20 protein-coding genes are annotated in these 20,773 nt (G+C 57.9%); 6 read left to right on the forward strand and 14 right to left on the reverse strand.

What is annotated here, in order from left to right; translation table 11 throughout:
- The first annotated feature begins 21 nt into the window (after positions 1-21).
- The 3 genes from AO242_RS07535 to lipA are packed head-to-tail and all read left to right on the forward strand — an operon-like array spanning position 22 to position 1,969.
- Positions 22-297, forward strand: coding sequence for a DUF493 domain-containing protein (locus AO242_RS07535; RefSeq protein WP_027902321.1), 276 nt, complete (start codon positions 22-24; stop codon positions 295-297).
- Positions 297-944 carry a lipoyl(octanoyl) transferase LipB gene (gene lipB, locus AO242_RS07540; protein WP_099268220.1) on the forward strand — a complete coding sequence of 216 codons (648 nt, stop codon included), beginning with the start codon at positions 297-299 and terminating at the stop codon, positions 942-944. The genes AO242_RS07535 and lipB overlap by 1 nt, the downstream gene beginning before the upstream one ends.
- A 2-nt stretch (positions 945-946) precedes the next feature.
- Positions 947-1,969, forward strand: a complete 1,023-nt coding sequence (gene lipA / locus AO242_RS07545; RefSeq protein WP_099268221.1) for a lipoyl synthase — start codon at positions 947-949, stop codon at positions 1,967-1,969.
- Positions 1,970-2,209: 240 nt separating this feature from the next.
- Here lipA and AO242_RS07550 read toward each other — a convergent pair whose 3' ends face one another.
- From AO242_RS07550 to leuS, 5 genes are all read right to left on the reverse strand, one after another.
- A complete protein-coding gene (locus AO242_RS07550) occupies positions 2,210-3,529 on the reverse strand; it encodes a lytic murein transglycosylase (protein ID WP_027902324.1) in 1,320 nt (439 codons plus the stop codon).
- Between the two features lie 84 nt (positions 3,530-3,613).
- Positions 3,614-3,769, reverse strand: coding sequence for an alternative ribosome rescue factor ArfA (gene arfA / locus AO242_RS07555; RefSeq protein ID WP_027902325.1), 156 nt, complete (start codon positions 3,767-3,769; stop codon positions 3,614-3,616).
- 163 nt (positions 3,770-3,932) lie between these two features.
- Complete coding sequence (holA, locus tag AO242_RS07560) at positions 3,933-4,970, reverse strand: DNA polymerase III subunit delta (protein ID WP_027902326.1); 1,038 nt, start codon at positions 4,968-4,970, stop codon at positions 3,933-3,935.
- Positions 4,971-5,162: 192 nt separating this feature from the next.
- Positions 5,163-5,768, reverse strand: a complete 606-nt coding sequence (locus AO242_RS07565; RefSeq protein WP_027902327.1) for an LPS-assembly lipoprotein LptE — start codon at positions 5,766-5,768, stop codon at positions 5,163-5,165.
- 89 nt (positions 5,769-5,857) lie between these two features.
- The gene (gene leuS, locus AO242_RS07570; RefSeq protein WP_099268222.1) at positions 5,858-8,464 is read right to left on the reverse strand and encodes a leucine--tRNA ligase; all 2,607 of its coding nucleotides are present in this window, start codon (positions 8,462-8,464) and stop codon (positions 5,858-5,860) included.
- 314 nt (positions 8,465-8,778) lie between these two features.
- Between leuS and AO242_RS07575 the strand changes: the two genes are divergently transcribed.
- Together AO242_RS07575 and AO242_RS07580 are read left to right on the forward strand one after the other, a co-directional pair.
- On the forward strand, positions 8,779-9,150 hold the full coding sequence (locus AO242_RS07575) for a hypothetical protein (protein ID WP_099268223.1): 372 nt from the start codon (positions 8,779-8,781) through the stop codon (positions 9,148-9,150).
- Between the two features lie 85 nt (positions 9,151-9,235).
- Positions 9,236-9,997, forward strand: a complete 762-nt coding sequence (locus AO242_RS07580; protein WP_099268224.1) for a YdcF family protein — start codon at positions 9,236-9,238, stop codon at positions 9,995-9,997.
- Between the two features lie 133 nt (positions 9,998-10,130).
- Here AO242_RS07580 and lnt read toward each other — a convergent pair whose 3' ends face one another.
- The 5 genes from lnt to miaB form a co-directional block, all read right to left on the reverse strand.
- On the reverse strand, positions 10,131-11,651 hold the full coding sequence (lnt, locus tag AO242_RS07585; protein WP_099268225.1) for an apolipoprotein N-acyltransferase: 1,521 nt from the start codon (positions 11,649-11,651) through the stop codon (positions 10,131-10,133).
- A 26-nt stretch (positions 11,652-11,677) separates the two neighbouring features.
- Complete coding sequence (locus tag AO242_RS07590; RefSeq protein WP_027902332.1) at positions 11,678-12,520, reverse strand: HlyC/CorC family transporter; 843 nt, start codon at positions 12,518-12,520, stop codon at positions 11,678-11,680.
- A 5-nt stretch (positions 12,521-12,525) separates the two neighbouring features.
- Positions 12,526-13,026, reverse strand: coding sequence for an rRNA maturation RNase YbeY (gene ybeY, locus AO242_RS07595; protein ID WP_099268226.1), 501 nt, complete (start codon positions 13,024-13,026; stop codon positions 12,526-12,528).
- Positions 13,019-14,041: a PhoH family protein gene (locus tag AO242_RS07600; protein ID WP_099268227.1), complete on the reverse strand. Its 1,023-nt coding sequence runs from the start codon at positions 14,039-14,041 to the stop codon at positions 13,019-13,021. The genes ybeY and AO242_RS07600 overlap by 8 nt, the downstream gene beginning before the upstream one ends.
- 218 nt (positions 14,042-14,259) lie before the next feature.
- Positions 14,260-15,588 (reverse strand): tRNA (N6-isopentenyl adenosine(37)-C2)-methylthiotransferase MiaB, encoded by a 1,329-nt coding sequence (miaB, locus tag AO242_RS07605; RefSeq protein ID WP_099268228.1) that lies wholly within the window; start codon positions 15,586-15,588, stop codon positions 14,260-14,262.
- A 133-nt stretch (positions 15,589-15,721) separates the two neighbouring features.
- Here miaB and AO242_RS07610 point away from each other — a divergent pair, with 133 nt between their 5' ends.
- Positions 15,722-16,048, forward strand: a complete 327-nt coding sequence (locus AO242_RS07610; protein ID WP_027902336.1) for a DUF1820 family protein — start codon at positions 15,722-15,724, stop codon at positions 16,046-16,048.
- Between the two features lie 13 nt (positions 16,049-16,061).
- Here AO242_RS07610 and AO242_RS07615 read toward each other — a convergent pair whose 3' ends face one another.
- The 4 genes from AO242_RS07615 to AO242_RS30070 form a co-directional block, all read right to left on the reverse strand.
- Entirely contained in the window at positions 16,062-17,132 is a 1,071-nt protein-coding gene (locus AO242_RS07615; protein WP_257153394.1) for a hypothetical protein, read from the reverse strand.
- Between the two features lie 55 nt (positions 17,133-17,187).
- Entirely contained in the window at positions 17,188-19,155 is a 1,968-nt protein-coding gene (locus tag AO242_RS07620) for a hypothetical protein (RefSeq protein ID WP_099268230.1), read from the reverse strand.
- 109 nt (positions 19,156-19,264) lie between these two features.
- The gene (locus AO242_RS07625; RefSeq protein ID WP_099268231.1) at positions 19,265-19,954 is read right to left on the reverse strand and encodes a hypothetical protein; all 690 of its coding nucleotides are present in this window, start codon (positions 19,952-19,954) and stop codon (positions 19,265-19,267) included.
- Positions 19,921-20,688, reverse strand: coding sequence for a toxin VasX (locus AO242_RS30070; RefSeq protein ID WP_099268232.1), 768 nt, complete (start codon positions 20,686-20,688; stop codon positions 19,921-19,923). Before AO242_RS30070 ends, AO242_RS07625 begins: the two co-directional genes overlap by 34 nt.
- Positions 20,689-20,773 lie beyond the last annotated feature (85 nt).

The raw sequence follows: 20,773 nt of genomic DNA on the forward strand, positions 1-20,773 counted from the left end.
GCTTGTGAGACCTTTACTGCCATGACAGATTCCGACGTCAAGTCGCACAAAATCGAATTCCCCTGCGATGACTATCCGATCAAAGTGATCGGTGACACAGGTGTGGGTTTCAAAGACAGCGTGATCGAGATTCTGGCCAAATACGCCAAGATCGAGATATCCACGCTCGCCGAACGCCAAAGCAGCAACGGCAAGTACACGACCATCCAGTTGCACATCGTTGCAACCGGCGAAGACCAACTGCGTGACATCAATAGCGCACTGCGCGCTACGGGTCGCGTGCACATGGTGCTTTGATGGGCGCAATGCTGGGCGTTCGAGAGCTCGGCCAGATCGATTACGAACTGGTCTGGCATGCGATGCAGCGCTTTACCGACCAGCGCGGTAAAGACACTCAGGACGAGATCTGGCTGGTGCAGCACGCACCTGTTTTCACTCAGGGACAGTCCGGCAAACCCGAACATTTGCTATTACCGGGTAATATTCCGGTGGTACAGGTCGATCGTGGCGGCCAAGTGACCTATCATGGCCCCGGCCAATTGGTGGTCTACCTGATGCTCGATGTCAGGCGCCTTGGTTTCGGTGTACGTGATCTGGTAACCCGGATCGAGAACAGCCTGATCGATTTGCTGGCCAGTTACGGTGTAACGGCCGCAGCCAAGGCTGACGCACCGGGTGTTTATGTCGATGGAGCGAAGATCGCGTCCCTGGGGCTGCGAATTCGCCACGGTTGCTCATTCCATGGTCTGGCGCTGAACGTCGACATGGACCTTGAGCCCTTTCGACGGATTAATCCCTGTGGATACGCAGGTCTGGCAATGACCCAGCTGTGCGATCATGCAGGCCCGATTGAATTTGCCGAGGTAAGTGCCCGGCTGCGTGCGCAGCTCGTCAAACACCTCGACTATGCTGAGCAGACGACCCTAACGGGCGGAATCGACTGATTATGACTACTGCGACTGAAACTGCCGTGCAAACCTTGATCCCAACCGTCGACGTTTCCGAGCGTGCATCTCGCCCTAAAGTTGAGGCTGGCGTTAAGCTGCGTGGCGCGGAAAAAGTTGCGCGTATCCCGGTGAAGATCATTCCAACTGTCGATCTGCCGAAAAAGCCTGACTGGATCCGCGTTCGTATTCCGGTTTCCCCTGAGGTTGATCGCGTCAAGCAACTGCTGCGCAAGCACAAACTGCACAGCGTTTGCGAAGAGGCTTCTTGCCCGAACCTGGGCGAGTGCTTCTCCGGCGGCACTGCGACCTTCATGATCATGGGTGATATCTGCACCCGTCGCTGCCCGTTCTGCGATGTGGGCCATGGTCGTCCGAAGGCGCTCGACGTCAACGAGCCGACCAATCTGGCGGTTGCCATTGCCGACCTGCGTCTCAAGTACGTCGTTATCACCTCGGTAGACCGCGATGACCTGCGTGACGGCGGTGCCCAGCACTTCGCCGACTGCATCCGCGAGATCCGCAAGCTGTCGCCAAACGTGCAGCTCGAAACGCTGGTTCCGGACTATCGTGGCCGCATGGACGTTGCGCTGGAAATCACCGCAGCCGAGCCGCCAGATGTGTTCAACCACAACCTGGAAACCGTACCGCGTCTCTACAAGGCCGCGCGTCCGGGTTCGGATTACCAGTGGTCGCTGACCCTGCTGCAACGCTTCAAGCAAATGGTCCCGCACGTGCCGACCAAATCCGGCTTGATGCTGGGCCTGGGCGAAACCGACGAGGAAGTCATCGAAGTGATGCAGCGCATGCGCGAGCACGACATCGACATGCTGACTCTGGGTCAATACCTGCAACCTTCCCGCAGCCACTTGCCGGTGCAGCGCTTCGTGCATCCGGACACCTTCGCCTGGTTCGCCGAGGAAGGTTACAAGATGGGCTTCAAAAACGTGGCGTCCGGCCCGCTGGTGCGGTCTTCGTACCACGCCGACGAGCAGGCCAAGATTGCCGTCAAGGCGATGGTCTGACGCGTTAAGCGTTGATCGTTTGAGCTACAAACAAAACTGGCTGGATATCACTATCCGGCCCGTTTTTTGTTTGCGAGTATTCAGACTCTTAAAGACTCTATGTTTGCCTGCAAACACAATTCCCGTGGGAGCGAATTCATTCGCGAAAGCGGTATTCCAACCAATGAAAATGTGTTGAATGTACTGCCCTCTTCGCGAATAAATTCGCTCCCACGAGTGTCCGCGCAAATTTACCTGATTCTATGGTTTGCGCAGGTTTTGCAACAATTCTTGCGTCGGATAGCCATCTGCTGGCCAGCCCAACGCCTGCTGAGCGCTGCGAATGGCTTTACGCGTATTGGCGCCGATAATGCCGTCCGGGTTGCCTGCGTCGTAGCCGCTGGCCGAGAGCAGGCTTTGCAGCTCCATGCGCTCAGAACGGCTCAGAGGGACGTCTCCGCGCGGCCAGCTTCCTTCGACGAGGCCGCCACCCTGGAATCGTCCTGACAACAGCCCGATCGCCAATGCGTAAGACGAAGAGTTGTTGTAACGCAGGATTGCGCGGAAATTATCCATCACCAGAAACGCAGGGCCTTTGTAGCCAGCGGGTAACAACAGTGCGGCTTGTTGCTGTAAGGCGGTCGCAGGCAGGGCACTGCCGCTAGGCAGCGTCAGGCCCAGTTGCTGCCATTCCGCCAGACTTTTGCGGGTCGAGGCGTCAGCCAGTGCGTAGTCGAAACCACTGGCGAGTTTGACCTCATAGCCCCAAGGCTGACCGGTCTGCCAGCCAGAGCTTTGCAAGTAGTGCGCAGTCGACGCGAGGGCATCCGGAGCGCTGTTCCAGATATCCCGGCGACCGTCACCGTCGAAATCCACTGCATGGGTGTTGTACGTCGTCGGGATGAACTGCGTCTGGCCCATGGCACCGCCCCAGGAACCGATCATCTGTTCAGGGGCTATGTCGCCCTGTTGCAGAATTTGCAGTGCGGCCAGCAACTGATCTTGAGCGAAGCTGCGACGGCGGCCTTCATAAGCAAGCGTCGCCAGTGAGCGAATCACCGATTGCGAACCCTGGAACTGCCCGAAATTACTCTCCATGCCCCACACAGCAACCAACGCATTGCGGTCTACGCCGTATCGCTGCTCGATGGTTTGCAGGACGCCAGCATATTGGTTGAGCAACGCTTGCCCTTTACGAACGCGTGCGTCAGAGATCGCACCGTCCAGGTATTCCCACACTGGCCGAGTGAATTCCGGCTGGCTGCGGTCAGCCTTCACCACCTTCATATCCGGCGTCACGCCTGTGAAGGCACGATCGAAAATGTCTGCTCTGATACCTGCCTTGAGTGCCTGCGCGCGGAAACCAGCCTGCCAGTCGGCAAAGCTCATGGTGGGCAGAATATCGAGATTGGCATCCACGGCAATGGCCGGAGCCGGTGAGGCCAGCGGCGTGGTGATAACGCGTGGAAGAGGCGTGGCGTCGGCTGCTGTCGGTTTTTCCGCACAGGCAACTAACAGGATAAGGCTGGAGGCAGCGATCATTTGGCGCATTTGCCAACGTCGGAAAAAACAAGAGGGCATGCTTGGGTCCAAGGTATTACCGTTAGATGCAGACCTTATCATGCCTGCAGGCCGGAAAGGACCTCGGGGAACAGTCGCGATGTTTCAGGCAGCCAGAAAGTAAGAAGCCTCCCAGCTTTTAGACTGGAAGGCTTCGCGGCGGTAGCTGCCTTTGCCTTTGCCGGGTTGTTCCTGGCGGCTGCGGAACAATGGCTGGGCAATGATGGATTTGGCCTTGTTGGGCCGTTTGGACTTTTTCATGGTGATGTTCTCTCGGCTGTTAAGTAAGCGGCGCGAATGATCGACCCAAGACAGGGCAGTGTCTAATTGATCTGCGCTATCGCTGGCAAATCTCTGTGGAGGATTATCTATTTGCCAGCAAATCCATTCCCACAGGAAACTCGTTTCACCTGTGGGAGCGGATTTACTCCGCTGGCAACGCCAGACGCTGCCCTGCCATGAGCAGCGACAACCGGCTCAAGCTGCTCCAGGGTGAGCCAACCGCCTGGCCTTTGATCTGCGCATCAATGCGTTGCGCATCCATCAGCAGTTCGGCCCAGCGTTTGGCGGAATAGCGTTGCAGTGCTTTGCTCATGAGCGGCTTGCGCTTGTCCCAGATGGGCGGACGGGCGGAACTGAACGCTTTGTCCAATGGCATGCCCTGACTGAATTGCAGTGCAAGGTTTGCCAGTACTCGCAGCTCTCGAGAGAGAGCCCAGAGAATCACTGGCGGCTCGACACCTTCGCCTCGCAGGCCCTCAAGCATGCGCAAGGCGTGAGAAGCCTCGCCATTGAGGATGGCATCGGTGAGCCCGAAAACGTCGAAACGCGCGCTGTCAGCTACGGCTGCCTGTACGGTCTCGACAGTAATCTGGCCTTCTTCGGCCATCAGTTTGAGCTTTTCGATTTCCTGAGCGGCGGCCAGCAAATTGCCTTCCACTCGCGCCGCGATCAACTCGACGGCATCTTGGGTGGCTGCCAAACCGGATTGAGACAGGCGTTGGCGAATCCATTGAGGTAATTGCCCGGCATCTACCGGCCAGATTTGCACGAACTGGGTCTGCGCCCCTTCGACCAGCGCTTTACCCCATTTGGTTTTCTGCGCGCTGCCATCAAGCTTTGGCAAGCTGATCAACAGCAGCGTGTCTTCGGCGGGGCGGGCGCAGTACTCCATCAAGGCAGCAGCCCCTTTGTCTCCAGGTTTTCCGGAGGGAAGGCGCAACTCAAGCAGTCGGCGCTCGGCGAACAGCGACATGCTTGCGCCGGCCTGCAGCAGCGTGCCCCAGTCGAAACTGGAGTCGGCGCTGAAGACCTGGCGTTCGTCAAAACCTTGCTGTCGGGCCGCAGCTCGAATCGCGTCGGCGGCTTCCTGGCACAGCAGTGGATCGTCGCCGCTGACTATGTAAACGGGCGAGAGAGCACCTTGCAGGTGTTTGCCAAGTTGGGCGGGGGCGAGTTTCATCTGAAATTCCTCGGTGTCCCTGACAAAGCGCCATCAAGCAGTAAACACGGTCCCTGTAGGAGCCAACTTGTTGGCGAGGCGGTAGTTCTGATTACGCAGGCCCGGCGTCTCGCCAACAAGTTGGCTCCTACAGGGGAATGCATTTCAAACAGGTAGGTATCGAGGGCCAGCAAGACGCTGGCCCTCGACATCTTAACGAGACGGGATTTCGATCGGCGACTGTTGCGGCGTTTCGTCGCGAATACGTTGAGCGGCTTCCAGTGCATCGGCTTCTGCTTTGGCAACGGCGTCAGCCTTGGCCTGCAGCTCATCCAGTTGCGCTGGCGTCAGTTGTTGCAACTGGGCCATCAGATTCTGGATAACGTCACTGCGCATCTCATTGCGAACTTGTGCGGACTGCATGTCAGAACCGATCAGGTTGTTGCCGTCATGCACATAGACCTTTTCGATCTGAACTTTGCGTTGCAGCAACTCCCGGTCCTGAGTGCCGTTTATCTGGTAGTTGAGTGTAGTGGTCAGCGTGTATTCAGCTGAACGACCCGAGCCCGAGGAGCTCGCCGAACGTTGAGTTTCCTGTTCGTTGAGAATCACCAGCTTGTAGGGGGCGCCGGTGTAGATTTTTACACCGCTGCCTTCCAGAACCTGACGCAGTTGCACGACTGTTTTGCCGTAGGCGTCACGTGCGCTGACGTCCAGTTCCTTAATGGACAGCTGGTTTGCGCCAGTGCCACGCAGCTGGAAACCGCAGGCGCTCAACAGTACGGCGAGGCCCATAACCAGCAGATTGCGTTTGATCATCTTGATGCTCCCCTTGAATCCGTTTGGGCCGACTGTGCGAACCCAGGAAATATGTTCAGCGCCCGATCATTGTCGGGCGCTCGATCCCATCAGCTTGCGACGATATTGACCAGTTTGCCGGGCACTACGATGACTTTGCGGATGGTCAGGCCATCGACGAAACGCAGTACGTTCTCGTTGGCACGGGCAGCCGCTTCGACTTCTTCGCGGGTAGCGCTGGCTGGCATTTCGATCTGGCCACGCAACTTCCCGTTAACCTGAATAACCAGTAGCAGGCTGTCTTGAACCAACGCAGTTTGATCCAGAACCGGCCAGCCAGCGTCGATGACAGGCGTGCTATGGCCCAACTTGCTCCATAGCTCGTGGCTGATGTGCGGTGTGATCGGTGCCAACAGCAGGGCAACTGTTTCCAGACCTTCCTGAATCAGGGCACGATCCTGGGCGGAGGCCTGCGGGGCTTTTTCCAGTACGTTCATCAGCGTCATCACCTGGGCAATGGCGGTGTTGAATTTTTGGTGCTGACCAATATCCTGGCTAGCCTGCTTGATCGCCTGATGGATCGCACGACGAATGACCTTCTGGCCGTCATCAAGAGAGCCGATGTCCAGCGCTGCAGGCAGACCCTGAGTCACGTGGCTCTGCGCCAGACGCCAGACGCGACGCAGGAAGCGATGCGAGCCTTCAACGCCGGAGTCGGACCATTCCAGGCTCATGTCAGGTGGCGAGGCGAACATCATGAACAGGCGGCAGGTGTCTGCGCCGTACTGATCGATCATCGACTGAGGGTCGACGCCATTGTTTTTCGACTTGGCCATCTTCTCGGTGCCACCGATCTCGACGGGCAGGCCGTCGCTGATCAGTTTGGCGCCGACGATCTTGGCTTTGCTGTCGCGCTCGAGCTCTACGTCTGCCGGGTTGAACCAGGTCTTGCTGCCGTTGGCTTCAAGGCGATAGTAGGTTTCGGCAATGACCATGCCCTGAGTCAGCAGGTTCTTGAACGGTTCGTTCGAGGTCACCAGGCCTTCGTCGCGCATCAGCTTGTGGAAGAAGCGCGCATACAGAAGGTGAAGGATGGCGTGTTCGATACCGCCAATGTACTGGTCAACCGGCAGCCAGTGGTTAGCCGCAGCAGGATCGACCAGACCGCCTTCGTAGTGAGGCGAGGCGTAACGAGCGTAATACCACGAGGACTCAACGAAGGTGTCCATGGTGTCGGTTTCACGCTTGGCCGGTGCGCCGCATTTCGGGCAACTGCATTCGTAGAACTCAGGCATGCGCGCCAATGGCGAACCAGCGCCATCGGGTACGACGTTTTCAGGCAGTACAACCGGGAGTTGATCTTCTGGAACAGGCACATCGCCGCAGATGTCGCAATGCACGATCGGGATCGGGCAGCCCCAGTAGCGCTGGCGGCTGATGCCCCAGTCGCGCAGACGGAATTGGGTGCGGGATTGACCGAGACTCTTCTTGGTCAGTGCTGCTTCCATCGCGTCGAATGCGGCGGCGAAATCCAGGCCATCGAACTCGCCGGAATTGACCAGCGTGCCGTGCTCGCCGTAGGCCGCTTGCCACGGAGCAGGGGTTTCATCACCTGCGCTGGTACGGACTACGGCCTTGATTGGCAGGTCGTATTTCGAAGCGAACTCGAAGTCGCGCTCGTCGTGTGCAGGGACTGCCATTACAGCGCCGTCGCCGTAATGCATCAGCACGTAGTTGGCGACACAGACTGGCAGCTTTTCGCCGGTCAGGGGGTGCTCGACGAACAATGAGGTCGGCAGGCCTTTCTTTTCCTGGGTGGCAACGTCGGCTTCGGCTACGCTGCCGCTTTTGCATTCATTGATGAATGCTTGCAGCTGCGGATCGTTCTGCGCGGCCAGGGTAGCCAGCGGATGTTCGGCGGCAACGGCGACATAAGTCGCGCCCATCAGGGTGTCCGGACGGGTGGTGAAAACTTTCAGTGCGCCCGCTTCACCAATGGAAGCCTGGTCGTACGGGAACTGAACTTCCATGCCACGGGATTTGCCAATCCAGTTGCGTTGCATGGTTTTGACCTGCTCGGGCCAGCCCGGCAGCTCGTCGAGACTCTCCAGCAGCTCATCCGCATAAGCGGTGATCTTGAAGTAGTACATCGGGATTTCGCGTTTCTCGATGATCGCGCCCGAACGCCAGCCGCGGCCATCGATGACTTGTTCGTTGGCCAGAACGGTCTGGTCGACCGGGTCCCAGTTCACGGTGCCGTTTTTGCGGTAGATCACGCCTTTTTCGAACAGGCGCGTGAACAGCCACTGTTCCCAACGGTAGTAGTCTGGCTTGCAGGTGGTGACTTCGCGGGACCAGTCGATCGCCAGACCGAGGCTTTTCAGCTGGGTCTTCATGTAGGCGATGTTTTCGTAGGTCCACTTGGCTGGCGCGACGTTGTTTTTCATCGCGGCGTTTTCAGCCGGCATGCCGAATGCGTCCCAGCCCATTGGCTGCAGGACATTCTTGCCTTGCATACGCTGGTAGCGAGCGATCACGTCACCAATGGTGTAGTTGCGCACGTGCCCCATGTGTAGCTTGCCGCTAGGGTAAGGAAACATCGATAGGCAATAGAAGGTTTCCTTGCCTGGCTGTTCACTGACTTCAAAAGACTTTTGCTCGTCCCAGAAGGTTTGGGCGGCGGCTTCGATTTCACGGGGCTGATAGAGTTCGTGCATGGCTACTTTTTACTAAAGATTGGTGACCCTTGACCTCTTCGTTGCATCGCCGATTCAGGTCGGCACCGCTGCCGGACAATGGAAACTGCCTGTGCGGTGCTTTCGGGCTCGAGCGAGCGGAAGTGGAATTACAGGAAGCGCCGTAGCATACATGAGCGCCGACTATCGAGGGAAACCCTGATTTACATGGCCGTTTGCTTGAGAGGGCCAGTTCAGCGGCAGTCAGCCGCCGTTTGTCGCAGCAATGCACCGGTTTTGACAGCGGCGCTAAGCTCAATGTCGAGGGTATGTTTTATCTTCGATGAGGTGAGCGGATGACAGAGCTGCAGCACACAGATACAACTCATGATCTGTACGAACGTTTGATTAATCGGCTGGGCCTTGCTCTGGAAACGGCAGATATTGCAGTGCGACTTCGTGACGAGTGGCCTGAGGAGCTTGAACTCCGTGGCCTGAGTCGTGCCGAGTTCGATTTGATTGAAGCCTATTTGAATAACGCTGGCGTTGCGGCAGGTGGTGACGTAAGCCCTGATGTGCCAGGGAGTTTCATCGTTTCACGGGAGCCCGCTGAGACGGTATCGGTGCCGTCATCTTCAGCCAAGGTAATCTGGCTGAAGGACAAGAAGCGAGCCATGTCATTGGCCAGGTTGAACCGTCACAATTCAAGCAATCTCTTCAGGCGTTAACCTTCGCGGGCTACAAGTCTGCATCACAAGCATTGTTGCTTGGCGTCAATCCTTCTAGGCTTCGGGCATCTTCTGGAGATGCCCGATGCCTGTCCGCTATTTGATCAAAGCAATTGTCCTGCCGCCCGGTATTTTCTTCCTGCTGTTGCTGGTGGCGTTTTATCTGCGCCGGGCCCGGCCGCGTCTGGCTGCGAGCTGTTTTGCGGTAGGGCTGGGCGGACTGTGGCTGATGAGTTTGCCGGTGGTTGTGGAGACTGCGGCCCGCGGGATCGAGACGGTTCCGCCTCTGCCACTTGGCGAATGGGCGACCCTGGCGCAACGAGCTGACGCGATTGTAATTCTCGGGTCGGGCCGCGAGCGTAATGATCCGAGCTGGGGAGCTGATATCCCCACAGGTGTGGCCCTTGAACGTATGCGCTATGCGGCCAGGCTGTCCAAGGCATCCGGCCTGCCGATCCTGACGACAGGTGGCCTGCATTACGGCGAACCGCCGAGTGAGGCGGCCATCATGGCTGAGTCTTTGGAAAACGACTTCGGCGTGCAGGTTCGCTGGCAGGAAGGTTTGAGTCGCACGACCTGGGAGAACGCTACGATGACGGCGGCGATGTTGCAGCCTTTGGGTATCAGGCGGGTAGTGATCGTGACTCAGGCCTGGCACATGCCGCGCTCCATCTGGAGCTTTGAAAAAGCCGGATTTACCGTCGTTGGCGCACCCGTTGGGTTTTTAAGTGCCGACAACGCCCGCGTCTTTGGCGGCTGGCTGCCGGAAAGCCGGGCGATCTGGCAGAGCGGACAATTGCTTAATGAAGCGGCGGGCTTGCTGGTTTATCCGTGGGTTTATCCCTGAATTCCATTTGGAATGCATTCCTTGTGGGAGCGGTGCTTGCCCGCGATAAACGATAACGCGGTATGTCTTCAAGCTGCGTCTCATGCATCGCGGGCAAGCACCGCTCCCACAGAAATCTCATCCACAGGTGTAATCAGACCGTCTTGGAAATCCGGCTCGCCACCAGTGCCCAGCCAATCAACAGCGCACAGACAATCGCCAGTGGCCATGAGCGCCAGCGCAGGTAAGGCGTCAATTCCTGCATGGGCACGACTTCGCCATACATCACACCGCGTTCGAATTGCGGGATCTGGGTAGTGATCTTGCCGAACGGGTCGATCAATGCCGTCACGCCGTTGTTGGTAGCGCGGATCATCCAGCGACCGGCTTCCAGTGCCCGCATCTGCGCCATTTGCAGGTGCTGAAGTGGCCCAATGGAGGTGCCGAACCACGTGTCGTTACTCACCGTCAGCAGCAATTGGCTTTGCGCGGAAAGCCCGGCCGCGAACTCCGGATACACCACTTCATAGCAAATGAAGGGCGCGATCTGGTAGCCCTTGGCTTGCAGCATCGCCTGATCACTTGGGCCGCGCGCAAAGTCGGACATCGGCAGGTCAAAGAAGGCGATCAGGCCGCGCAACAGGTCCTGCAAAGGAACGTATTCGCCAAAGGGCACCAGCTTCTGCTTCATGTAGGTGCCTTGGCCCTCACCGACTACGGTGATTGCGTTGTAATAGCTGTAGCTGCCGCGATCATTGGTTTCACGTAGCGGTACGCCGGTAATCAGCGCCGAACCGCGTTCTGTCGCGAACTGCCCGATCATCTTCAAGTAGCCCTCGGCAGAGCTTTTGAGCACCGGCACTGCCGTTTCCGGCCAGATGATCAGATCCGCCTGCTGCGAGCGGAAGGTCATGTCGCGATAGAGCGCCAATTGCGCATTAAGCTGCTCTGGGTCCCATTTCATGTGCTGTTCGATGTTGCCTTGAATGGCAGCAACTTTCAGTGGTGCACCAGCGGGCGATGTCCAGGCATGGTTTTTCAACGCCAGCGCGGTAATCCAGGGCGCGACCAGCAACACCACGCCAACCGCGAGAAAGGATTTACGTGCCCGCAACCGTGAAAGATTGCACAGCAGCGCCGCGGTCAGTGCCAGCGCAAAGGACACCAGCCACATCCCGCCAAGCGGCGCGAGGCCTGCCAATGGGCCGTCAAGCTGGCTGTAACCGGAATAAAGCCAAGGGAAACCAGTGAGGAACCAGCCGCGAAATGCCTCCTGGACCAACCACAAGGCAGCGAAAGCCAGTGCGTCGGCCAGCGGTGCTTCGTTGCGGCGAATCCAGCGGGCCCACAGCCAGGCGGGGAGGGCAAAGAACCAGGCGATACAGGCAATGAACAGCAGCATCAGGAACCCGGCGAGCAGCACTGAAGCGCCGCCGAAGTTATGGATACTGACGTAGATCCAGCTGGTGCCAGCGCCGAACAGGCCAAAACCGAAGCACCAGCCCCGGCCTAGCGCCTGACGCGGGCTCAGATTGCGCAGGCCGAGATAAAACAGGGCGAGCGCAACCAGCGCCAGCGGCCAGATATCGTAGGGTGCAAGGGCGAGGGTGGTAAGCGCGCCAGCCACCACGGCCAGCAGGTTACCGGGCCAGCCGGGGTGGGTGATCCAGCGCATTTACATTCCTTAAAGCGGAGAGAGCGTTACGAGCGTGTGACAGGGCTCAGGCGCAGCAAGTGGATACGACGGCTGTCAGCGTTGAGAATCCGGAAGCGGTACGCGCCGATAACGGTGATTTCATTACGCTTGGGGAGATGCCCGAAAGCACTCATCACCAGGCCACCGACCGTGTCGAATTCATCATCTGAGAACTCGCTGTCGAAAAACTCGTTGAAGCTTTCGATGGGCGTGAGCGCCTTGACCAGGAAGTCGCCGCTGGGCAGCGGTTTGATGTAGCTGTCTTCCTCGACATCGTGCTCGTCTTCGATATCGCCAACGATCTGTTCCAGCACGTCTTCAATGGTCACCAATCCTGCCACACCGCCGTATTCGTCGATAACGATGGCCATGTGATTGTGGTTGGCACGGAATTCACGCAGCAGCACGTTCAGGCGCTTGGATTCCGGGACGAAGGTAGCAGGGCGCAGCAAATTCTTGATATCGCCTTCGCCGCCGTCCTCCTTGAGGATCAACGGAAGCAGGTCTTTGGCGAGCAGCACGCCGAGTACATCATCGTGGCTTTCGCCGATGACTGGATAGCGGGAGTGGGCGGCATCGATGACGGCTGGGAGGAACTCCCGCGGCGTCTGGCTGGCCTTGATGCTGATCATCTGCGAGCGCGGGACCATGATGTCCCGGACTTGCAGGTCTGCGACCTGAATGGCGCCTTCGACGATGGCCAGCGCTTCGCTGTCCAACAGTTTGTTCTGATGGGCTTCGCGCAGCAGCTCAAGCAGCTCCTGGCGGTTTTTCGGCTCATGGGCAAAAGCCTGGGTGAGCTTACCCAGCCATGACTTTTGCCCGTTGCTCGATCGATCTTCGCTCATAGCCCTTACTCGTTGTCCTTGCGTGGTATTGCTGAATGTGGAGGTTCGTCGTGTTCGTCATCGGCATAAGGATCGGGATAGCCCAACTCCTCAAGCAACGTTCGTTCCAGTGCTTCCATTTCTTCGGCTTCTTCATCATCGATGTGGTCGTAACCCAACAGATGCAGACAGCCGTGAATCACCATGTGCGCCCAGTGCGCATCTGACGCTTTGCCTTGTTCCGTTGCTTCGCGGGCAATAACCGGGGCACAGATGACCAGATCGCCGAGCAGCGGAATATCCAGCATGTCGTCGGGCACGTCAGCGGGGAACGACAAGACGTTAGTCGCGTAATCTTTGTGTCGCCACGTGTGATTAAGCTCACGGCCTTCGGTTTCATCCACCAGCCGGATGGTCAGCTCGGAATCGGCGCTGCGTTGGCGCAAGCCCATTTCGCACCAAAGGCGGAACTGGGCTTCGCTGGGGACGCTTGCTTCACTTGCCACTTGCAGGTCCAGCTCAAGCATCGCGGCGGTATTCCCGGGAGGAATTGTTCGTAGCTGGGGGCGCATCGCTGTTGCGGTCTTCGAAGCGCTCATAGGCCTCGACGATGCGCTGCACCAGCGGGTGACGCACCACATCCTTGGGCTTGAAGTGCGTGAAACTGATTCCCTGCACGTCCTTGAGCACCTCGATGACATGGGTCAGCCCGGACTTGGTGCCTTTTGGCAGGTCGACCTGAGTAATGTCACCCGTGATCACCGCGGTGGAGCCGAAACCGATACGGGTCAGGAACATCTTCATCTGCTCGACCGTGGTGTTCTGGCTTTCGTCGAGAATAATGAAGCTGTTATTGAGCGTACGACCGCGCATGTACGCCAGCGGTGCAACTTCGATAACCTGCTTTTCGATCAGCTTGGCGACGTATTCGAAGCCCAGCATCTCGTACAGCGCGTCATACAACGGGCGCAGGTAAGGGTCGATTTTCTGTGCCAGATCACCGGGCAGGAAACCGAGCTTTTCACCCGCCTCAACGGCCGGTCGCACCAACAAAATGCGTCGGATCTGTTCACGTTCAAGCGCGTCAACGGCACAGGCTACGGCAAGGTACGTCTTGCCGGTACCGGCCGGGCCGATGCCGAAGTTGATGTCGTTGCCAAGAATTTCTTTAACGTAGCGTTGCTGATTCAGGCCACGCGGGCGAATCATGCCTTTTTTGGTGCGCAGGGCGACGCCTGGGTCGGCCGCCGGGTGGTTGTCCAGCTCCTCTACGCCGGATTCCTGCAGGAACAGGTGGACCATATCGGGCGACAGTTCAGAGCTTTTGGCTTCCCGATAAAGGCGGCGCAACAGGTTTTCGGCTGAGGTGGTTTGCTTGGGCTCGCCAATCAACTCGAACTGATTTCCGCGGTTACGGATCTCAACGTTCAGGCGCTGTTCGATGAGACGCAGATTCTCGTCGAGTTGCCCGCAGAGATTTGCGAAGCGATGAGCCTCGAAAGGTTCGAGGATGAAACGATGTGGTTCGACTTGTACGTTCAAGGTCGTTTTTAGCCGCCCTGGGGCAATTAAGGTGAAACTAAGGATAAACCCTGTGACCTGTGTGCGAAAGCTCTGACTTGATAAAGGTTGTGGGTAAATCGGTGCAGCAATGAAATCCCGGTAGGAGCGAACTTGTTCGCGAGGCGTCATCTGCTGCTACACAGGCCCCATGCCTCGCCAACAAGTTGGCTCCTACCGGCCTTGCGTGCCCGGCGCTGTCAGTTCAGCAGCGACCCGCGCAGCGAGTGAGGCTGGGCGTCGTCGATGTGCACGTCAGCAAACTGGCCGATCAGCTTGGGGTTGTCGCAACGGAAATTCACGATCCGGTTGTTCTCGGTACGGCCCTGCAGTTCGCCTGGGTCTTTTTTCGAGTAGTCGGTTACGAGTATGCGCTGGGTGCTACCGACCATTTGTCGGCTGATCTCGAAACCCTGCTGGTTCAGTCGGTGCTGAAGGGCGGCCAGGCGTTCTTTTTTCAGCGCTTCGGGAGTCTCATCTGCCAGATCCGCTGCCGGAGTGCCGGGGCGCGGGCTGTAGATGAAGGAAAACGAGAAGTCGAAGCCGACATCAGCGATGAGCTTCATGGTGTTCTCATGGTCTTTATCAGTTTCGCCCGGGAAGCCGACGATGAAGTCCGAACTGATGCTGATCCCTGGTACGGCAGCCTTGAGCTTGCGGATTCTGGATTTGTATTCAAGCGTGGTGTGGTTACGCTTCATCGCGGCCAGAATACGGTCCGAGCCTGACTGCACCGGCAAATGCAGGTGTTTGACCAGCTCCGGCACTTCGGCATGAGCCAGGATCAGGCTGTCGGAGAATTCCAGCGGGTGCGAGGTGGTGTAACGAATACGGTCGATGCCATCGACGGCAGCGACAACCCGGATCAGATCGGCCAGATCGGCGGCGCGGCCGTCATGGGTCGTACCGCGATAACCGTTGACGTTCTGACCCAGCAGCGTCACTTCACGCACGCCGTTTTCAGCCAGATGAATCACCTCGGCCACGACGTCATCGAATGGACGGCTGACCTCTTCACCACGGGTGTAAGGCACCACGCAGAAAGTGCAGTACTTGCTGCAGCCTTCCATGACCGACACGTACGCGCTCGGGCCATCTACACGGGGCTCGGGCAAGTGATCAAACTTTTCGATTTCCGGGAACGAGACATCAACCTGCGGCAACCGCGTGAAGCGTGCCGCATCAATCATTTCCGGCAGGCGGTGCAGGGTTTGCGGGCCAAAAACCACGTCCACGTAGGGCGCGCGATCACGGATGGCCGCGCCTTCCTGGCTGGCAACGCAACCGCCGACAGCGATCACCATCTCCGGGTTGGCCAGTTTCAGCTCGCGCCAGCGGCCCAGTTGGGAATAAACCCGGTCTTGGGCGCGTTCGCGGATGGAGCAGGTGTTGAGCAGGATGACGTCGGCATCTTCCGCGCGAGCGGTGACTTCCAGGGCCTGATGCTCGCCCAGCAGATCGACCATGCGCGAGCTGTCGTACTCGTTCATCTGGCAACCGTGGGTTTCGATATAAAGCTTCTTGGCCATGCGTCCGTCATCAGGTGGTTCAAAGAACCGCGCATTATAGTGGCGTCGGTCTCCGCTTCCTAGCGTCCTCTACCGAACGGGCATGCTATAGTTCGCGCCCTCTTTTTATGTCCCCGATTCTTACCCGCCCTTTATGACCAAACGCGAAGCTCCAATCTACAAAGTGATTTTCCTCAACCAGGGCCAGGTGTTCGAAATGTACGCCAAGCAGATCTATCAGAGCGATCTGTGGGGTTTCCTTGAAGTAGAGGAATTCGTCTTTGGCGAGCGCACGACCGTTGTGGTAGACCCGAGCGAAGAAAAACTCAAGGCACAGTTCGAAGGCGTAGTGCGCAGCTTTGTGCCCATGCATTCAATTGTGCGCATCGACGAAGTCGAGCGAATCGGCACACCAAAGATCAGCGAAGCCCGCGGCACCAGCAATGTGATGCCATTTCCTGTACCGATGCCGGATAAGTAAGCCTTCGTCCCTTTTATCCTCGCTTTCCGGCGTTGGACTGCGCCTCGGTAAATCGTGCCGTAAGGTTCTGATTGGGCTTTTGCTCTCGAAGATCCTTTACCGCCTGGCTCAGACGCTGCAATTCTTCACTGGGCTTGGCCCATTGCGCCTCTGGCAGCGGCTCGGACCAGCTTTTCATCGCCTCCGGAATGACTGCGCGACCGATGCTTTTGATCCTGCGGATTTCCCATTCGGTGAGGTAGTTGGGCAAGGTCCACAAGGTCAGCACGTGGTACGTGTACCACCAGAACGGATAGAAGAAGCCAACCTCGCGATTCTTGCGCCGACGCAGCATGCGCTCCCGTGCGTTATAAAACGTATGCAGCCCTTCATGGGGCGGATCGCCGGGGTTTTGCAGTTCAAGCGGGTCCTGAATTTCTTTCAGTGTATGGACCTCGTACTCCATATAGGCGCGGATCGCCTCCCAGTTGCACACCGCCAGATCAAACCCGGCGCAGAAAAACTCCAGGCTGTAATGCTCGTCGTGTGGGGGGTGATAAAAGCCGACGCCCATGGCGTAGCGAATGTCCATGCCGTACTGCGTCACGCTCCGGGCCTGTACGACCCAGGCGGATAGCGATTCCCACGGCACGAAGATAGGCTCGGTATGGCCACGGGGGACGAAGCAGACTTCACGGCGCTGGCGGTTGAAGCGGGTGGGGACGACTTCTTTGTATTTGAGGAGGTGGTGGAAGGTGATGGCGAGGTAGATGGTGAGGGCGACTGCGGCGGCCCAGCAGCCAACTTCCATGCCAAAGGGCAGGTAATACAGAGCATTTTCCGCTGCTCTATCAAATCCATCACCCCAGGCAAGTGTCAGGAACCAAATGAGTGCTGGAGCAAAAAGGCCAGAGAACCAGAATACCCAGAAAGGGGTCCCAAGGCCCATTTGCCAAGCGAAAACAGCGGGCAAGCCGACTCCAAAGTCGAGGTGTCTGTCGTTTAGTTCTCCCACTGCGCCGCCGTAATCCTGCGCCGGTAGATCGGTGGGTAATGGTAATGGCGCAAGATAGGTCACTTGGCCGGTCGGGAATGCTTCCACCATGCCAGCACGGGGGGTGTGATTGATGGGCGGAGGGCCAGTAATGTCTTTTGGCATCTTATTTTTTCACCTCAGGCATGAGGTTGGGGTGGATTGCGAAGTACTGGCATTGTTCTACCGGTGGATCGAGCTCCAACGCCGGAAAGTCGCCGCTTTCACCAAACACCGGGAAGCGCACCTCATACACGTTGGCCTCGTGCTGCCCCTTTGAAGTAATGGGTCCCAGCTGGATTGAGAGCACGATGTCGGTGTGGCTGGGCAGGTCTGAATTGATAAGGCTGCGCACATCCGTCAACTCCACAATCAGGGGGTTGAGCTCCTTGATGTGCAGGCGATCCTCCAGGGCTGTGCCCAAGGGGCTCCAGCGCTCTGGCCTGCCTATTCGGCCTTCGATTTTGCGTATCAATTGATAGCCGCCAATGTTGAGCACGGCAGCACTGGCATGACTGACAATGGGTTTTGTCAGCTCGGCAGCAAACAGTGTCGGGAAATGCAGCAAGAACCGGCGAGGTGCGTCGTCGCTGCTCGGTATGATTTGCATGCGTGGAGCCTGGTAATGCGCGCGCAGTTCTTTTAGATAATGAGCAAGAGGCAAAGAAAGGCACAGGTCGGGGTCCTGCCCTTGGCCCCATGGGGTGCTAAGCAGCCAGCGATCGTGCCGGCTGAGGTTGTTGCGGTTGTAGTACCAACTGCCGGACAGCTCTAGGGCCGTGAACAAAATTCCTGCCAGGTTGAAACGTAAAAATACCGTGGACAGGCGCACACCCGCAGCCGCCCAAGCGGCTGTTCTCGCGGCGGTTCCAGCTTCGGCAGCGAGAACATGGCGGAAGGCTTGGATCGTTTGAGCGAAGCCATAACTGTTGCTAGCCAAGAAGCCGCTATTGCCCATCATGCTGATGGTGGCCCCAACCTGCGCCTCTCTGTTACCGCTTCGAACTGAGTCTTGCCAATTTTTATGGGCGCTCGCAAGGCTCATGGTGGCGGCGATCATTCCAGCGAAGTAGCCAGCCATTCCAAGGCCAATATGCAATTTCCCCATCTGCACATGAACGCCCATCAGTTCAGCTTTCTTAAAGTTTTTTGCCAGCTCTGCTGCGTGGGCGCTGAGTGCTGTATCGGCAATGCCTTGCGCTGCACCAAGTCCAGCCGCAGCGGTTGCAAATAGGCTGTTGGCAAACGCTGTCAACCGCCTTTGTTTTTCCGGGCCAGAGAAGGTCTCTCTACTCACCACAACCAAATTCACCGCCTGCGCCACAAACACCAACAACCCAGCCCCATCCCCGAGCAGCCCGGCCGTCGGCGCCACCACCACACCCTTTCGATAACTCTCCAGCACCGACTGAACCTCCCGATGCTGCTGCGCCGGAAACACCAACGCTAACCCCGGCTTGCCGGGTGACGAGAATTGCAGGTGAGTTGAGTCGGTCGGCAGCTCTGCCACCGGGCTCATGGCCTTGGCGAGTTGTTGTTCCAGTTCAGCCAAGGACTGTCGGGTGGTTTGGCGTTGCTCTTTAAACCAGTTGGCATCGGGACTCAGGTGCCAGGAACGGTCTGCGGCCCTGCGCTCGCGGGACATGCTGGTCAAGGTGCGCAGGCGATCACGATGCTGCTGCACGGCTTTGACGGTCTTGCCAAGGTTTTGCAGGTCTTCGGCGCTGGCCACCTGAAAGGTCACGTTCTCCCGGCGTGCTGCATCAAGAATCGCTACGCCCGCCGCCTTGGGCAGGCTGCGAAACAGCGCGTCCATATCCGGCAGCTGGCCTTTTTCCATCTGCTGCAAGAAGGCCTGCACCGCCTGCTGAATACCCATCTGCAATGCGGGAGCCAGCGTGCCCCAGGCAGCGGTGAGGTTGACTTGAGAGGCGGGCGATAGCCGCCCGGTGTCGAGCACAAGGCCTGCACCCCATTGCTTGAGGCGTTCCAGCCATTGCGGTGCGTCCTTGAAAAACAGCCAGCTCGCGTTTGTGAAGACGGCAAACTGCACGCCCAGCTCGGTTTGCGCACTCAACGGCGCGGCGTAAAACATCGGGCGGGACATGGCCGGATTGTTGTTCAGCCAATCCAGGACCGAATCAACGGCTTTGTCGCTGCGGCAGATGTCTTTCAGGCAGGCGTATTCGGTGAGCAGGGCGTGATCAACCTGCTCGCTGTCTTCGATGTCGTAATACCAGATCGCGCAGCAGATCGATTCGATCCTGGGTGATCTTTTCCAGTAGCTCGTTGAGTGGCTGCAGGATTGCCCGTTGCTGCTTTAGAAAGGCATCCATGCGCGGGCGATCGATCAGGTCATTGATGCCGCGCTGGCCGAATTTGGCGCCGTAGAGTGCCTCCTTAGTAGGTTTGTTCATCTGGCGATACAACTTCCAGAGGGTTTTGCAATGCCGGGCGATGAAGGCCGGGCTGGTGCCGACGAAGCGTTGTTCAAGCTGATATTGCTGAATGGTACTGGCTCGGGCCTCGATGCCGTCGTCCATGCTCAGTCGGTCCGGTTTGGCTTTTTCGAGGCGTTCCTGCAGGTCGGCGGGTGGGTTGGGATCATTGAAGTAGGTGCCCGCTTCCTGACGGTTATCCTGGCTCATCACCTCTCGCAACGTATTGCGCGTCTGGGTGCGCTCAGGCTCGGGCAGGGTTTCCAGATCATCAAGCAAAGCTTTGAGCGTCCGGTCCTTGTCAGCGCGTTTGTTCAGATACTCTTCGTTAATCTGGGTCAGGGATTCGATGTAGCAGCCCAGCAAGTAGTCGCGCTCGACCTCGCCCTGCTGACTCAGCGCCCACTTGTCGATCTGGTCGACTACCTGATCCTGATACTGCGCCAGATCGCGCATGACCCCAACGTCATCCCTAACCGCCAGAAACAGGAAGTCACGCTTATGAGCTGTGGTGATCTGGCTGGTGAATTCTTCAAGAATGGTCTGGCGATAGAGTGGAGTGTGTTCCCAGGCGTAGGGAATATTCGTCGAAGTCTCGTCCGGTCTGTCCGCCCAACTACCGCTGCTTTCCGCCAGCCACACGGCCATTTTTCGGTCGTCGAACAGGTCCCGGGCATCGCCGCGCTGAATATATTTTCGAAACTGACGCGCTGCATGAAGTACTCGCGCTCGGTGGAAACCTTCATCACTTGTGCGCATTTGAACGCTGTCCACTGCACCTCGGAAAAAGAGACGTGCAGAACGCTGCAGCGAGAGAACGCCAGCGCTGGATCAGCTTCGATCACGTCAGCGCGCCGATCCTTGGTGACGTGCTCGCCCTTGAACAGCAGCGCAGTCACGGAGCCATTCGCTATCTGATACTCATGTAGCAGGCCGGTGGCGCTGTCGATGATGTACAGATAGCCGTCCCGCAACAGACGAAACCCAAGGGGCAGAGCCTGTAGTTTGTAAGGCATGGCGATTTCGATGGACGGATCTAGGTCTTCCACCAAGCCATAACGCACGGGTAACAGTTGCAGGGTCTCACTCATCAATGGACAAAATCCGCCAGCATCGGGTGCCTCGGCGGGTTTGGCCTTGGCGACCAGATTGGCCATGTGGCCGCGCGGTGTAATGAGAGGGTTTGTCATGCAGGCTCCTTGCCTTGGGCTGGCGAGTAGAGGCCAGGATCCAGATGGCGGAGCGTGTAATCTCAAGCCCGACCCTGAGCGAGGG

Source organism: Pseudomonas sp. ICMP 561 (assembly GCF_002699985.1).
Classification (GTDB): domain Bacteria; phylum Pseudomonadota; class Gammaproteobacteria; order Pseudomonadales; family Pseudomonadaceae; genus Aquipseudomonas; species Aquipseudomonas quasicaspiana.

What these genes read in the sequence shown, in the direction of transcription:
- AO242_RS07535 (WP_027902321.1), top strand. Translation starts at nt 22, where the DNA reads ATGACAGATTCCGACGTCAAGTCGCACAAAATCGAATTCCCCTGCGAT.
- lipB (WP_099268220.1), top strand. Translation starts at nt 297, where the DNA reads ATGGGCGCAATGCTGGGCGTTCGAGAGCTCGGCCAGATCGATTACGAA.
- lipA (WP_099268221.1), top strand. Translation starts at nt 947, where the DNA reads ATGACTACTGCGACTGAAACTGCCGTGCAAACCTTGATCCCAACCGTC.
- AO242_RS07550 (WP_027902324.1), bottom strand. Translation starts at nt 3,529, where the DNA reads ATGCCCTCTTGTTTTTTCCGACGTTGGCAAATGCGCCAAATGATCGCT.
- arfA (WP_027902325.1), bottom strand. Translation starts at nt 3,769, where the DNA reads ATGAAAAAGTCCAAACGGCCCAACAAGGCCAAATCCATCATTGCCCAG.
- holA (WP_027902326.1), bottom strand. Translation starts at nt 4,970, where the DNA reads ATGAAACTCGCCCCCGCCCAACTTGGCAAACACCTGCAAGGTGCTCTC.
- AO242_RS07565 (WP_027902327.1), bottom strand. Translation starts at nt 5,768, where the DNA reads ATGATCAAACGCAATCTGCTGGTTATGGGCCTCGCCGTACTGTTGAGC.
- leuS (WP_099268222.1), bottom strand. Translation starts at nt 8,464, where the DNA reads ATGCACGAACTCTATCAGCCCCGTGAAATCGAAGCCGCCGCCCAAACC.
- AO242_RS07575 (WP_099268223.1), top strand. Translation starts at nt 8,779, where the DNA reads ATGACAGAGCTGCAGCACACAGATACAACTCATGATCTGTACGAACGT.
- AO242_RS07580 (WP_099268224.1), top strand. Translation starts at nt 9,236, where the DNA reads ATGCCTGTCCGCTATTTGATCAAAGCAATTGTCCTGCCGCCCGGTATT.
- lnt (WP_099268225.1), bottom strand. Translation starts at nt 11,651, where the DNA reads ATGCGCTGGATCACCCACCCCGGCTGGCCCGGTAACCTGCTGGCCGTG.
- AO242_RS07590 (WP_027902332.1), bottom strand. Translation starts at nt 12,520, where the DNA reads ATGAGCGAAGATCGATCGAGCAACGGGCAAAAGTCATGGCTGGGTAAG.
- ybeY (WP_099268226.1), bottom strand. Translation starts at nt 13,026, where the DNA reads ATGCTTGAGCTGGACCTGCAAGTGGCAAGTGAAGCAAGCGTCCCCAGC.
- miaB (WP_099268228.1), bottom strand. Translation starts at nt 15,588, where the DNA reads ATGGCCAAGAAGCTTTATATCGAAACCCACGGTTGCCAGATGAACGAG.
- AO242_RS07610 (WP_027902336.1), top strand. Translation starts at nt 15,722, where the DNA reads ATGACCAAACGCGAAGCTCCAATCTACAAAGTGATTTTCCTCAACCAG.
- AO242_RS07615 (WP_257153394.1), bottom strand. Translation starts at nt 17,132, where the DNA reads ATGGTGGAAGCATTCCCGACCGGCCAAGTGACCTATCTTGCGCCATTA.
- AO242_RS07620 (WP_099268230.1), bottom strand. Translation starts at nt 19,155, where the DNA reads ATGTTTTACGCCGCGCCGTTGAGTGCGCAAACCGAGCTGGGCGTGCAG.
- AO242_RS07625 (WP_099268231.1), bottom strand. Translation starts at nt 19,954, where the DNA reads ATGCGCGATCTGGCGCAGTATCAGGATCAGGTAGTCGACCAGATCGAC.
- AO242_RS30070 (WP_099268232.1), bottom strand. Translation starts at nt 20,688, where the DNA reads ATGACAAACCCTCTCATTACACCGCGCGGCCACATGGCCAATCTGGTC.